This is a genomic window from Amycolatopsis ruanii (assembly GCF_003385175.1).
Taxonomy (GTDB): domain Bacteria; phylum Actinomycetota; class Actinomycetes; order Mycobacteriales; family Pseudonocardiaceae; genus Amycolatopsis_E; species Amycolatopsis_E thermalba.
This window is the reverse complement of the sequence record NZ_PQHY01000006.1, coordinates 18,460-31,814: the sequence shown is the minus strand read 5'-3', so window position 1 is coordinate 31,814 and position 13,355 is coordinate 18,460. Positions and strand designations below refer to the sequence as shown.

Annotated in this window: 10 protein-coding genes; 5 read left to right on the top strand and 5 right to left on the bottom strand. The window is 72.9% G+C overall.

The genetic code is table 11. From position 1 onward, the window contains the following. Position 1 precedes the first annotated feature (1 nt). Together D0D28_RS04815 and D0D28_RS04810 are read right to left on the bottom strand one after the other, a co-directional pair. Entirely contained in the window at positions 2–658 is a 657-nt protein-coding gene (locus D0D28_RS04815; protein WP_094007187.1) for a potassium channel family protein, read from the bottom strand. Continuing rightward, a complete protein-coding gene (locus D0D28_RS04810; protein ID WP_116109867.1) occupies positions 658–1,323 on the bottom strand; it encodes a potassium channel family protein in 666 nt (221 codons plus the stop codon). The genes D0D28_RS04815 and D0D28_RS04810 overlap by 1 nt, the downstream gene beginning before the upstream one ends. A gap of 103 nt (positions 1,324–1,426) precedes the next feature. On the opposite strand from D0D28_RS04810, the gene D0D28_RS04805 reads away from it, so the two are divergent. From D0D28_RS04805 to D0D28_RS04795, 3 genes are all read left to right on the top strand, one after another. Continuing rightward, positions 1,427–3,460, top strand: coding sequence for an APC family permease (locus tag D0D28_RS04805; RefSeq protein ID WP_116109866.1), 2,034 nt, complete (start codon positions 1,427–1,429; stop codon positions 3,458–3,460). Next, the gene (locus D0D28_RS04800) at positions 3,457–4,653 is read left to right on the top strand and encodes a class I SAM-dependent RNA methyltransferase (RefSeq protein WP_116109865.1); all 1,197 of its coding nucleotides are present in this window, start codon (positions 3,457–3,459) and stop codon (positions 4,651–4,653) included. The genes D0D28_RS04805 and D0D28_RS04800 overlap by 4 nt, the downstream gene beginning before the upstream one ends. 132 nt (positions 4,654–4,785) lie before the next feature. Next, positions 4,786–5,865 carry a DUF2786 domain-containing protein gene (locus tag D0D28_RS04795; RefSeq protein WP_116109864.1) on the top strand — a complete coding sequence of 360 codons (1,080 nt, stop codon included), beginning with the start codon at positions 4,786–4,788 and terminating at the stop codon, positions 5,863–5,865. 616 nt (positions 5,866–6,481) lie between these two features. Here the strand turns inward: D0D28_RS04795 and D0D28_RS04790 are convergent. Genes D0D28_RS04790 through D0D28_RS04780 form a run of 3 tightly spaced genes read right to left on the bottom strand, consistent with a single transcriptional unit; the run spans position 6,482 to position 9,848 of the window. Beyond that, positions 6,482–7,228, bottom strand: a complete 747-nt coding sequence (locus tag D0D28_RS04790) for a succinate dehydrogenase/fumarate reductase iron-sulfur subunit (RefSeq protein WP_116109863.1) — start codon at positions 7,226–7,228, stop codon at positions 6,482–6,484. Beyond that, positions 7,225–9,153, bottom strand: coding sequence for a fumarate reductase/succinate dehydrogenase flavoprotein subunit (locus tag D0D28_RS04785; RefSeq protein ID WP_116109862.1), 1,929 nt, complete (start codon positions 9,151–9,153; stop codon positions 7,225–7,227). The genes D0D28_RS04790 and D0D28_RS04785 overlap by 4 nt, the downstream gene beginning before the upstream one ends. Beyond that, positions 9,150–9,848 carry a succinate dehydrogenase cytochrome b subunit gene (locus D0D28_RS04780; RefSeq protein WP_116109861.1) on the bottom strand — a complete coding sequence of 233 codons (699 nt, stop codon included), beginning with the start codon at positions 9,846–9,848 and terminating at the stop codon, positions 9,150–9,152. The genes D0D28_RS04785 and D0D28_RS04780 overlap by 4 nt, the downstream gene beginning before the upstream one ends. A 71-nt stretch (positions 9,849–9,919) precedes the next feature. Between D0D28_RS04780 and D0D28_RS04775 the strand changes: the two genes are divergently transcribed. Both D0D28_RS04775 and dxs read left to right on the top strand, forming a co-directional pair. Next, on the top strand, positions 9,920–10,840 hold the full coding sequence (locus tag D0D28_RS04775; protein ID WP_116109860.1) for a LysR family transcriptional regulator: 921 nt from the start codon (positions 9,920–9,922) through the stop codon (positions 10,838–10,840). 500 nt (positions 10,841–11,340) lie between these two features. After that, positions 11,341–13,257: a 1-deoxy-D-xylulose-5-phosphate synthase gene (gene dxs / locus D0D28_RS04770; protein ID WP_094007201.1), complete on the top strand. Its 1,917-nt coding sequence runs from the start codon at positions 11,341–11,343 to the stop codon at positions 13,255–13,257. Positions 13,258–13,355 lie beyond the last annotated feature (98 nt).

Below are 13,355 nucleotides of genomic sequence, written 5' to 3'. Positions count from 1 at the left end.
GCTAGTAACCGAGCGCCTTGCGGATGTCGTTCTCCACCTCGGCGCTGGCCACGAACAGCAGCTCGTCGCCGGGCTCCAGCGGGTCCTCCGGCTGCGGCACGATCACCCGGTCGCCGCGCAGGATCGTCACCAGCGCGGCGTCCCGCGGCAGCGCCAGGTCGCTCACCGGGCGCCCGGCCAGCGGGGTCTGGTCCGGCAGGGTCAGCTCGACCAGGTTGGCCTGCCCCTGCCGGAACGTCAGCAGCCGCACCAGGTCGCCGACGCTGACCGCCTCCTCGACCATCGCGGCCAGGATCCGCGGCGTCGACACGGCGACGTCCACGCCCCACGCGTCGGTGTAGAGCCACTCGTTGGCCGGGTTGTTCACCCGCGCCACCACGCGCCGCACCGCGAACTCGGTCTTCGCCAGCAGCGACACGACCAGGTTCACCTTGTCGTCACCGGTCGCGGCGATCACCACGTCGCAGCGCTCGATGCCGGACTCCTCCAGCGTCGAGACCTCGCACGCGTCGCCGAGCACCCAGTCGGCCTGCTCGACGGCGTCCGGTTCGAACTGCCCGTCCTGCCGCTCGATCAGCATGACCTGGTGGCCGCCGTCGATCAGCTCCTTGGCGATCGACCGGCCCACCGCGCCGGCCCCCGCGATCGCGACCCGCATCAGGCTTCCTCCTCCGGCGCACGCGCCGCAATGCTCGTCACGTCGCCGACGGTCCCGGACTTCGCGGCCACGTAGACCAGATCGTCCGCCTGCAACACCGTCTTGGAATCGGGCAGAACGGGCGTGCCGAACCGCATGATGAACGCGACCCGCGCGCCGGTCGTCTCCTGCAGCTCGGTGACGCTGCGGCCGACCCAGCCCTCGTGCAGCGGCAGCTGCAGCACCGCGACGTTGCCGCTGGGGTCCCGCCACGCCGAAGCCACCCCGTCGGGCAGCAGCGTGCGCAGGAACCGGTCGGTCGTCCACGGCACGGTCGCCACCGTCGGGATGCCCAGCCGCTCGTAGACCGCCGCGCGCTTGGGGTCGTAGATGCGGGCCACGACGTGCTCGACGCCGAAGTTCTCGCGGGCCACCCGCGCGGAGATGATGTTGGAGTTGTCGCCGCTGGACACCGCCGCGAAGGCGCCCGCCTTCTCGATGCCGGCGTCGATCAGCACCTGCCGGTCGAAGCCCATGCCGAGCACCTGCTGGCCGTGGAAGTCGCTGCCGAGCCGCCGGAACGCCTCCTGCGTCTTGTCGATCACCGCGACCTCGTGACCGAGGCGCTCGAGGGCCGCGGCCAGGGACGCGCCCACCCGGCCGCACCCCATGATCACCACGTGCACGTCCTGCCTCCTGTGTGTCACCCGAACGGCGGTTACCCGGTAGATGCCGACGCAGAACCTACCTTGTCCGGCCCCTTCGCGGACCCGCCCGTACCCTTCTGACGTGTCGAAGATTGCGACCGCCACCAAACGGCTGCTCGTCGGCCGTCCGTTCCGCAGCGACCGGCTGTCCCACACCCTGCTGCCGAAGCGGATCGCGCTGCCGGTGTTCGCCTCCGACCCCATGTCGAGCGTCGCCTACGCGCCGGAAGAAATCCTGCTCACCCTGTCGGTGGCCGGGTTGTCCGCCTACGCGTTCAGCCTGTGGATCGGCGTCGTCGTCGTGGTGGTCATGCTCGCCGTGGTCGCCTCCTACCGGCAGAACGTCCGCGCCTACCCCTCCGGCGGCGGCGACTACGAGGTCGCCACCGTCAACCACGGGCGCAGGTGGGGCCTGGTGGTCGCGAGTGCGCTGCTGGTCGACTACATCCTCACGGTCGCGGTGTCGATCTCGTCGGCCGCGGCGAACATCGGCGCGGTCGTGTCGTTCGTGAACGAGCACAAGGTGCTGTTCGCCGTCGCCGCGATCGTCGTGCTCGCCGCTGTCAACCTGCGTGGCATCCGGGAGTCCGGCAGCGCCTTCGCGATCCCGACCTACGCGTTCGTCTTCGGCATCCTGTCGATGATCATCTACGGCCTGGTCCGGGTCATCGTGCTGGGACAGGACGTGCGCGCGGAGAGCGCTCATTTCGAGATCGCCGAGAACAGCGAGCACCTCGCGGGCATCGGCTTCGCCTTCCTCGTGCTGCGCGCGTTCTCCTCCGGGAGCGCGGCGCTGACCGGCGTCGAGGCGATCAGCAACGGGGTGCCGGCGTTCCGCAAGCCGAAGTCGAAGAACGCCGCGACCACCCTGCTGCTGATGGGTGTGATCGCGGTCACGATGTTCATGGGGCTGCTGGTGCTCGCGCACGTGAGCGGCGCGGTGATCGTCGAGGACACGGCGCACCTGGTCGGCGCCCCGGCCGGCTATGAGCAGAAGACCCTGGTCGCCCAGCTGGCCGCCGCGGTGTTCGCCGGGTTCCCGCCCGCGGTGTGGTACATCGTGTTCTTCACCGGCCTGATCCTGGTGCTGGCGGCCAACACGGCCTTCAACGGCTTCCCGGTGCTCGGCTCGATCCTGGCCAAGGACCGGTTCCTGCCGCGCCAGCTGCTCACCCGCGGCGACCGGCTGACCTTCTCCAACGGCATCATCTTCCTCGCCGGGTTCGCGACGATCCTGGTGATCGCGTTCGACGCCGAGGTCACGCGGCTGATCCAGCTCTACATCGTCGGCGTGTTCGTCTCGTTCGTGCTGAGCCAGAGCGGCATGATCCGGCACTGGAACCGGCTGCTCCGGACGGAGACCGACCCGCTCGCGCGGCGCCGGATGCGCCGGTCGCAGGCGATCAACTCGTTCGGCCTGTTCATGACGGCCGCAGTGCTGATCATCGTGCTGATCACCAAGTTCCTGCTCGGCGCGTGGATCGCGATCGCCGCGATGGTGGTGATCTACCTGCTGATGACCGCGATCCGCAAGCACTACGACCGGGTCGCCGAGGAGCTGGCCGCGCTGGACGGCAGCCCGACCGTGCTGCCCTCGCGCAACCACGCGATCGTGCTGGTGTCCAAACTGCACCTGCCGACCATGCGCGCCCTGGCCTACGCCAAGGCGATGCGGCCGGACGTGCTGGAGGCGGTGACGGTCAACGTGGACGACGCCGAGACGCGCCAGCTGGCCGCCGACTGGGAGGCCAAGGGCTTCAAGGTGCCGCTGAAGGTCGTCGAGTCGCCCTACCGCGAGATCACCCGGCCGGTGCTGGACTACGTCAAGCGCGTGCGCGGCGACAACCCGCGGGACGTGGTGACCGTGTTCATCCCGGAGTACGTGGTCGGGCGCTGGTGGGAGCAGCTGCTGCACAACCAGAGCGCCCTGCGGCTCAAGGGGCGGCTGCTGTTCCAGCCGGGCGTGATGGTGACCAGCGTGCCGTGGCAGCTGGCGTCGTCGGCGAAGGCGGTGCGGCGCGCGGCGCGGACCCGTCCGGCGGCCGGTGACGTGCGGCGCGGCTTCATCGAGGACGGGGCTGCCGGTAACGGGGCCGGCAAGGACGGCGGGAAGTGACCGGGCAGGACTGGACCGGCCGGATCCTGGAGCTCGACGTGGGACCCGTGGCCCACGGCGGGCACTGCGTGTCCCGGGTGGACGGCCGGGTCGTGTTCGTGCGGCACGCGCTGCCCGGCGAGCTGGTGCGGGCCGAGGTCACCGAGGACAAGGGCGGCTCGTTCTGCCGCGCGGACGCGGTGGAGGTGCTCCGCGCGGTGCCGGAGCGGGTCGATCCGCCGTGCCCGCTGGCGGTGCCGGGGCAGTGCGGTGGCTGCGACTGGCAGCACGCGACGCCGGAGTTCCAGCGGGAGCTCAAGGGCCGCGTGGTGGCCGAGCAGCTGCAGCGGCTGGCCGGGCTGGAGTGGCCGGTCGAGGTCGAGGCGCTGCCCGGGGACGTGCTGGGCTGGCGGTCGCGGGTCCGGCTGGTCGCCGGCCAGGACGGGCGAGCCGGGTTGCGGGCGCACCGCAGCCACCGGGTCGTGGCGCTGGAGAAGTGCCCGATCGCGGTGCCGGGCGCGCTGGACCGGGCGCTGTCGCGGCGGTGGCGGCCGGGCACCGAGATCGAGGTGACCAGCGACGGGGACGGCCAGGTGCACGCCCGCGAGCTGGCGACCGTGCGGGGCAAGCGCCGGGCGCGGCAGCTGGCCGGCGGGGTGGCGGTGCAGCAGGCGGCCGGGCGGGAGTGGCGGTTGCAGGCCCACGGGTTCTGGCAGGTGCACCCGGCGGCGGCGGAGACGTTCGCCGCGGTGGTGCGGGAGTGGGCGCGGGCCTCGCCGGGGGCGCTGGCCTGGGACCTCTATTCGGGGGTCGGGTTGTTCGCCTCGGTGCTGGCCGCGCAGGTCGGGGTGACCGGGCACGTGGTGGCCGTCGAGTCGGGGCACCGGGCGGTGCGCGACGGTGAGCAGAACCTGGCGGACCTGCCGCAGGTGAGCTGGCGGGCGGGCCGGACCGAGCACGTGCTGCGGTCGCTGTCCGGGCGGCCGGAGGTCGTGGTGCTGGACCCGCCGCGGTCCGGGGCCGGGCGGGACGTGGTGCGGGCGGTGGCCGCGGCCGGGCCGGAGCGGGTCGTGTACGTGGCGTGTGATCCGGCGGCGCTGGCCCGGGACGTGGCCACGTTCGCCGAGTCGGGGTACCGGCTGGAGCGGTTGCGGGCGTTCGACGCGTTCCCGATGACCCATCACGTGGAGTGCGTGGCGCTGCTGGCGCGCTGAGGCTCCGGAAATTGTCGGTGCCCTCCGGCATGATGCGGGCATGACATCGCTGCGTGGTTCGCGGGCCGGACGGGGGCCGCCGGCTCCGTTGCTGGTGCGTGCGCGAAACCGTTGACCGGCAAGGGAGACCTCGTGGCGGAGTCCACTGTGGAGACTTTCGCCGTCCTGCTGTGCGATGCCGCGCGGCGGCGGCTGGGTGAGCTGGCGGCGCGGGAGCTGGCCGGCCCGCGTTACGACGCGGGGCTGATCGACCGGGCGGCGGAGCTGGCGCTGCGCGAGGTGCTGGCGCGGCTGTGGCGGACCGGGTGGCAGCCGCGGGACGTGCACCAGATCGCGCTGCGGCGGCTGGACCGGCGTGGCGTGGCGCTGACTTCGGATGTGCTCGCCGGGTGCGACGGCGCCGGGCGGCCGTTGTTGGCGCGGTGGTCGGAGCGGCACGGCGTCGAGCGGGTGACGGCGCTGCTCGTGGTGCTGGCGGTCCTGGAGGTGCTGTTGCCGCTGCCGCGGTTGCCGGACGTGCCGGTTCCGGAGGAGCGGGCGGCCGGGGTGGACGAGAAGATGCTGGCGCGGATCCGGGCGCTGCTGGCGAAGGCGGAGTCGACGTCGTTCCCGGAGGAGGCGGAGGCGCTGTCGGCGAAGGCGCAGCAGCTGATGAGCCGGTACTCGTTCGAGCGTGCGCTGGTGGAGGGGGTCGCGGCGCGGTCCGGTTCGGCGCGGCGGTTCTGGCTGGAGCAGCCGTACCTGGGCCCGAAGTCGTCGCTGGTCACCGCGGTCGCGACGGCGAACCGGTGCCGGGCGGCGTTCTACGCGAAGCTGGGTTTCGTGGCGCTGGTGGGTCACGAGGTGGACCTGGACCTGGTGGAGTTGCTGTCGACGTCGCTGCTGGTGCAAGCCAACGAGGCGATGCTGGCCGCCGGCCGCGGAGCGAGAACCCGCTCGTTCCGGCACGCGTTCCTGCTCGCGTACGCCACCCGAATCGGCGAGCGCCTGACCGAGGCGGACCGCACGGCAGGCGCCCAGTTCGCCGATTCGCGCTTGCTGCCGATCCTGACTCGCCGTCGGCAGGAGGTGGACACGCTGTTCGCGGAACTGTTCCCCCACACAACGCGCCACAGGACAACCATCAGCAACGGCGAGGGCTGGACAGCCGGCCGAGAAGCAGCCAACCACGCCCGGCTGACGGTGGAGCGCACGGAACTGGGGGCTGGTTAGGAGGGGTCTTTCGTGGGGGCTGCATTGCCGGATGCGCTCCTGGCCACCCGGCGATGGGTTCTTCACGGAGACACGCCGGGCCTGGCGCACGGTTCGCCGCGGGGCGCTGCCGATGCACCGGTTGGCCCTGAGGCACCGCCAGTGGCTGGTTCGTCTCGAGGCGCTGCCCAGGCGGAGTTTCATCTTGAGCGTCGCCCAGGCGCGGTCCGCGTTGAGGTGCTGCCCAGGGGCGCCGTTGCTCCGCGGGGCCGTCAAGGGCACCGCCCGCGTGCGGCGGCGCGTCCCGCTGCGCCCCGCGCCGCGCCCCGCCGCGCCCCGCCTCGCCGCGCTACCGCCGCGCTTCGCGCTACCGCCGCGCTTCGCGCTACCGCCGCGCTTCGCGCTACCGCCGCGCTTCGCGCTACCGCCGCGCTTCGCGCTACCGCCGCGCTTCGCGCTACCGCCGCGCTTCGCGCTACCGCCGCGCTTCGCGCTACCGCCGCGCTTCGCGCTACCGCCGCGCTTCGCGCTACCGCCGCGCTTCGCGCTACCGCCGCGCTTCGCGCTACCGCCGCGCTTCGCGCTACCGCCGCGCTTCGCGCTACCGCGGCTCCACCCCACCCCACCCCACCTCACCTCACCCTGGCCGCAGCGCCGCCCCCAGCACGTCCCGGTTCAAGCGGCCGATCGTCTCCAGCGGGATCCCCTTCGGGCAGACCGCCGTGCACTCGCCGCTGTTGGTGCATCCGCCGAAGCCCTCCGCGTCCTGCGCGGCCACCATCGTCACCGCCCGTGGGAGCCGTTCCGGCTCGCCCTGGGGCAGGGTTCCCAGGTGCGTCGTCTTGGCGGCGGTGAACAGCATCGCCGAGCCGTTCGGGCACGCGGCCACGCAGGCGCCGCAGCCGATGCAGGCCGCGGCTTCGAACGCGCGGTCCGCGGCGGGTTTCGGCACCGGCGTCGCGTGTGCGTCGGGGGCGCTGCCGGTCGGCGCGGTGATGTACCCGCCCGCCTCGATGATCCGGTCCAGCGCCCCGCGGTCCACCACCAGGTCCTTGACCACCGGGAACGCCCGCGCCCGCCACGGCTCGACCGTCACCGTCTGCCCGTCCGCGAAGTGCCGCAGGTGCAGCTGGCACGTCGTGGTCGCCCGCTGCGGACCGTGCGCCGTGCCGTCGATCACGACCCCGCACGCCCCGCAGATCCCCTCCCGGCAGTCGTGGTCGAACGCCACCGGCTCGTCGCCCGCCGCGGTGAGGCGCTCGTTCAGCACGTCGAGCACCTCCAGGAACGACATGTCCGGCGACAGGTCGTCCACCTCGTACCGCACCAGCCGGCCACGGTCGGCCGCATCCTTCTGCCGCCAGATCTTCAACACGAGTTTCACGAGTAGCTCCGCTGACTGGGGGTGACATGGTCGAACGTCAGGGCTTCGCGGTGCAGCACCGGCGGCTTCCCGGGCCCGGTGAACTCCCACGCGGCCACGTACGAAAACGCGGCGTCGTCGCGCTGGGCCTCACCGTCGACGGTCCGGCTCTCCTCCCGGAAGTGCCCGCCGCAGGACTCGGTGCGGTGCAACGCGTCCACGCACATCAGCTCCGCCAGCTCCAGGAAGTCCGCGACCCGCCCGGCCTTCTCCAGCGACTGGTTCAGCGAAGCGCCCGAACCCGGCACCCGCAGCCGCGCCCAGAACTCCTCCCGCAGCGCCGGGATCAGCTCCAGCGCCTTCCGCAGCCCCGCCTCGGTGCGGCTCATCCCGCAGTGCTCCCACAGCACCGCACCCAGCTCGCGGTGGAAGTCCTCGGCGGACCGGTCCCCGTCCACAGCCAGCAGCCGCGCGATCCGGTCCTCGACCTCCGCCTGCGGCCCGGACACGTCCCCCACGGCAGGGAACGGCCCGTCGGCCAGGTAGTCGCCGATCGTCGTGGGCAGGATGAAGTACCCGTCCGCGAGGCCCTGCATCAGGGCGCTCGCCCCGAGCCGGTTGGCGCCGTGGTCGGAGAAGTTCGCCTCGCCGATCACGAACAGCCCGGGGATCGTGCTGCGCAGGTCGTAGTCGACCCACAGCCCGCCCATCGTGTAGTGCACCGCCGGGTAGATGCGCATCGGCACCCGGTACGGATCGTCCCCGGTGATCCGCTCGTACATCGCGAACAGGTTGCCGTAGCGGGATTCCACGCCGTCCCGCCCGAGCCGGGAAAGCGCGTCCGCGAAGTCCAGGTACACCCCGCGCCCGCCGGGTCCGACGCCACGGCCCGCGTCGCACACGCTCTTCACCGCGCGGGAGGCGATGTCGCGCGGCACGAGGTTCCCGAACGCCGGATACCGTCGCTCCAGGAAGTAGTCCCGCTCGGCCTCGGGGATCTCCGACGGCGGCCGCGCGTCGCCGGGGGTGACGGGCACCCACACCCGCCCGTCGTTGCGCAGCGACTCGCTCATCAGCGTGAGCTTCGACTGGTGCCCGCCGCTGACCGGGATGCACGTCGGGTGGATCTGCGTGAAGCACGGGTTGGCGAACAACGCGCCCCGCCGGTGCGCGCGCCAGATCGCGGTCGCGTTGCAGCCCTTGGCGTTGGTGGACAGGTGGAAAGCGTTGCCGTAACCGCCGGTGGCCAGCACCACCGCGTCCGCGACGTGCGTGGAGATCTCGCCGGTGACCAGGTCCCGCACCACGACCCCGCGCGCCCGGCCGTCCACCACGACCAGGTCGAGCATCTCGGTGCGCGGGTGCATCGCGATTCGCCCGAGGTGGATCTGCCGCGCCATCGCCTGGTACGCGCCGAGCAGCAGCTGCTGCCCGGTCTGCCCGCGGGCGTAGAACGTCCGGGACACCTGCGCGCCGCCGAACGACCGCGTGTCCAGCAAGCCGCCGTACTCGCGCGCGAACGGCACGCCCTGCGCCACGGCCTGGTCGATGATCCGCACGCTCAGTTCGGCGAGGCGGTGCACATTGGACTCCCGGGCCCGGAAGTCGCCGCCCTTCACCGTGTCGTAGAACAGCCGGTGGATGCTGTCGCCGTCGCCGCGGTAGTTCTTGGCCGCGTTGATCCCGCCCTGCGCGGCGATGCTGTGCGCGCGGCGCGGGCTGTCCTGGTAGCAGAACGAGCGAACCCGGTAGCCCAGTTCGGCCAGGGTCGCGGCGGCCGACGCGCCGGCCAGCCCGGTGCCGACCACGATGACCGAGAGCCGCCGCCGGTTGGCGGGGTTGACCAGGCGGGCGGTGAACCGCCGCCGCTCCCAGCGCTGCGCGAGCGGGACGTCCGGCGCGCGGGTGTCGGAGATCGGGGTTCCTTCGACGAACACGGTGCTCACCCGGCCAATCCGGTGACGACGGCGAACGGGACGGACAGGTACCCGGCGACGACGACGACCGCCACGCCGAGCGCGACGCCCTGCGCGGTGCGCCGCGCGGCGCCGGAGGAGCCGAGGCTCTGCAGCGCGCTCCACAGCCCGTGCCGGATGTGGCATCCGAGGGCGACCACCGCCAGCGTGTAGACCAGCGTCACGTACCAGAGCCGGAAGTCGGCGGTGACGTTGTCGTGCACGGCGCCCGGCACGCCGTTCGGGTTGAGGTGACCGGTGGTCAGGTCGAGCACGTGGTAGACGACGAACAGCGCGAGGATCACCCCGCCCCAGCGCATGGTCCGCGCCGCGTAGCCGCCCTGGACGCGCCCGCGGTGGGCGTAGCGGACCGGCCGGGCGGCGCGGGCGCGGCGTGCCAGGCGGGCCGCGGTCACGGCGTGCAGCACGACGCAGACGACCAGGCCGGTGCGCAGCACCCACAGGAACCCGGAGTGACCGAGGACGCTGTCCAGGATCGTCCGCAGCCAGGCCGCGTAGTGGTCGAAGCTCGCCGCGGAGACGAAGAACTTGAGGTTGCCCAGCATGTGCGCGATGACGAAGAGCAGCAGGAACAGGCCGGTCACGGCCATGATCGCCTTCTGCCCGACGGTCGAGGACCACAGGCCGCGCGGTCGTGGTGGTGAGGAGCGTTCGAGAAGGGCCACTCCGGCAGCGTGCGGCCGGGGAGATCGAGTCGTCCAATATATCGAAGAGCTGAAGACGATAGCCTGAGGCTATGACGCTGCAACAGCTTCTGTACTTCCTGGCCGTGGCCGAGACGCGGCACTTCACGCGCGCCGCCGAGCGCACGTATGTGGCGCAGCCCTCACTGAGCAAGCAGGTGCGGGCGCTGGAGGACCGGGTGGGCGCGCCGCTGTTCAGCCGGGCGCGGGGCAACGTCACGCTCACCCCGGCCGGCGAGGCGCTGCTGCCGATCGCGCGGCGCATCGTCGCCGACGTGGACACCGCCCGCCTGGAGGTCGCCGAGCTGGTCGGGCTGCGTCGCGGCCGGGTCCGGGTGGGCGCGACGCCGAGCCTGTGCGTCACCGTGTTCGCCGACGTGCTGCACCGCTTCCACCGCGAGTACCCGGGCATCGAGCTGGTGGTGGAGGAGAGCGGGTCGAAGGACCTGGTGCGGGCGCTGACGCACGGCGAGCTGGACCTCGCGGTGCTGATCGCGGCCGGGGACGAGGCGGCGCTGACGACGGTGCCGCTGCTGCGGGAACGGCTGGTGGTGGCCGCGCCCGCCGGGGTGGACCTGGGCGCGGCGGTCCGGCTCGAGGAGCTGCGCGGCCGGCCGATGGTGATGTTCCGGGAGGGCTACGACCTGCGCGACACCACCCTGCAGGCCTGCCGCGCCGCCGGGTTCACGCCGGAGTTCGCGGCGCAGGGCGGGGAGATGGACGCCGTGCTCCGGTTCGTCGAGGTGGGACTGGGGGTGGCGGTCGTGCCGAGCCTGGTGCTGACCGGGCGGCCCGCCCTGCGCGGGACGCCGCTGACCGCGCCGGAGATGACGCGGACCATCGCGCTGGCCCAGCGGACCGACGTGGCGCCGACCAACGCCGCCCGCGCGTTCCGGGAGACGCTGCGCGCCCACCTGGACGACCTGCACCGGGACGGCGCGCTGCCGGCCGGGGTGGAGCTGGCCGGGCGGTGAGTGTCGGCGGGGGAGGCCGCCGCGGGTTGGGCTGGTGGGGGTGAGTCACCGGGTGCGGTGTGGTGGGGCGGGAGCCTGCCGGCGCGGCCACCTGGGGCGGTGCTCCGCTGGGGCGGTGCCCCCCCACCGGCACGCCGCCCGAGGGGTTCCCCGCCCGTGCGGTGCCTCGCCGGTCGAGGCGGGGTGCCTTGCCTCACCTCGGGCACCCCGCCTGAGGCGCGCCGCCACCCGTACGGGGTCTTGATCGGTTCACCAATCCCGTGGACTGAGTAACGCCACGCCTGGCCGGACCCGATCTCACGGGATGTCACCACTCGCGCACCCCGGTGCGTCAGATCAGTGAGACCGCGTTCACACGGTTGCGGCACCGGCAGGCACGTTCTCACGACCTGATCAGTGACCCGGGACCCGCGGGGCGGCCGGGGGACTACGGTTCTCCGTAGACTGACTGGACGCGCCCTGGCGGGCAGGGCGAGGGATCTATGCGGGTGAGGTGGAAAGTGACGCTGCTGGAGTCCGTGCACGGACCGGCCGACCTGAAGCGCATGGGACACGGCCAGCTCGAGCACCTGGCGGGGGAGATCCGCGACTTCCTGGTCGACAAGGTCCGCCGCTCCGGCGGCCACCTCGGCCCGAACCTCGGCGTGGTCGAGCTGACCCTGGCGCTGCACCGGGTCTTCGACTCGCCGAAGGACGCGATCGTCTGGGACGTCGGTCACCAGTGCTACGTGCACAAGATCGTGACCGGCCGGCACCCCGAGTTCGACCTGCTGCGCCAGCAGGGCGGGCCGTCGGGCTACCCGTCCCGGGAGGAGAGCGAGCACGACCTGGTGGAGAACAGCCACGCCTCCACCGCGTTGTCCTATGTGGACGGCCTGTCGAAGGCGTTCGAGCTGGCCGGTGGCGGGCGGCACGCCGTCGCGGTCGTCGGGGACGGCGCGCTGACCGGCGGCATGTGCTGGGAGGCGCTGAACAACATCGCCGCCGAGCCGGGCCGTCCCGTGGTGATCGTGGTCAACGACAACGGCCGGTCCTATTCGCCGACGATCGGCGGCTTCGCCGAGCACCTGGCGTCGCTGCGGCTGCAGCCCGGCTACGAGCGCATGCTCGACGGCGGCCGCGAGCTGCTGCTGTCCACGCCGGTCGTGGGCAAGCCGATCTACGCGGCGCTGCACGCGGCGAAGGCGGGCATCAAGGACGCGCTGAGCCCGCAGGAGATGTTCTCCGACCTCAAGCTCAAGTACCTCGGCCCGGTCGACGGCCACGACATCGCCGCGCTGGAGAAGGCGTTCCAGGCGGCCAAGGCGTTCGGCGGCCCGGTCGTCGTGCACGCGGTCACCGAGAAGGGCCACGGTTACCCGCCCGCGGTGAACCACGAGGCCGACCAGATGCACCAGACCGACCCGATCGACCCGGAGACCGGCCTGCCCAAGCCGAAGGGCCTGAGCTGGACGTCGGTGTTCGGCGACGAGCTGGCGCGCATCGGCGAGGAGCGCGAGGACGTCGTGGCGATCACCGCCGCGATGCTGCGCTCCACCGGGCTGCACGAGTTCGCCGATCGGCACCCGGACCGCTGGTTCGACGTCGGCATCGCCGAGCAGCACGCGGTGACCTCGGCCGCCGGCCTCGCGATGGGCGGGCTGCACCCGGTGGTCGCGGTGTACTCGACGTTCCTCAACCGCGCCTTCGACCAGCTGCTGATGGACGTGGCGCTGCACCGCCAGCCGGTCACGCTGATCCTCGACCGCGCCGGCATCACCGGGCCGGACGGCCCGAGCCACCACGGCATGTGGGACCTGTCGCTGCTGGGCATGGTGCCCGGCATGCGGGTCGCCGCGCCGCGGGACGCGCAGACGCTGCGCGAGGAGCTGCGGGAGGCGGTGGCGGTGTCGGACGGGCCGACCGCGCTGCGGTTCTCGAAGGGCAGCGTCACCGAGTCGGTGCCCGCCGCCGAGCGGATCGGCGTGGTCGACGTGCTGCGGCGGCCGCGGGAAGGCGCGGGCGCGGACGTGCTGCTGGTCGCCGTGGGCGCGTTCGCGCCGCTCGGGCTGGCCGCCGCCGAGCGGCTGGCCGACCAGGGCATCGGTGTGACGGTCGTCGACCCGCGGTGGGTGCTGCCGGTGCCGCACGAGCTGGTCGGCCTGGCGCGCGAGCACCGGCTCGTCGTGACGGTCGAGGACAGCGGCCGCCACGGCGGCTTCGGCAGCGCGCTGTCGGCCGTGCTGCGGGACGCCGAGTGCGACGTGCCGCTGCGTGACCTGGCCGTGCCGCAGCAGTTCCTGCCGCACGGCTCGCGCGAGGAGGTGCTGGCGAGCGTCGGCCTGACCGCGCAGGACGTGGCGCGGCGCGTGACGGAGTGGGCGTCGAACCTGATCGGCGAGGCCCAGCCGGCGACGGCGGACGCGCCGACCGACTAGGTCCGTGCCGGACGGTCGCATCCCGCGCGCGGGATGCGACCGCCCGGACCACGTCGTCGCCGCGCGGCGTACGAGTACACGTGGACAGTCCATCGTGG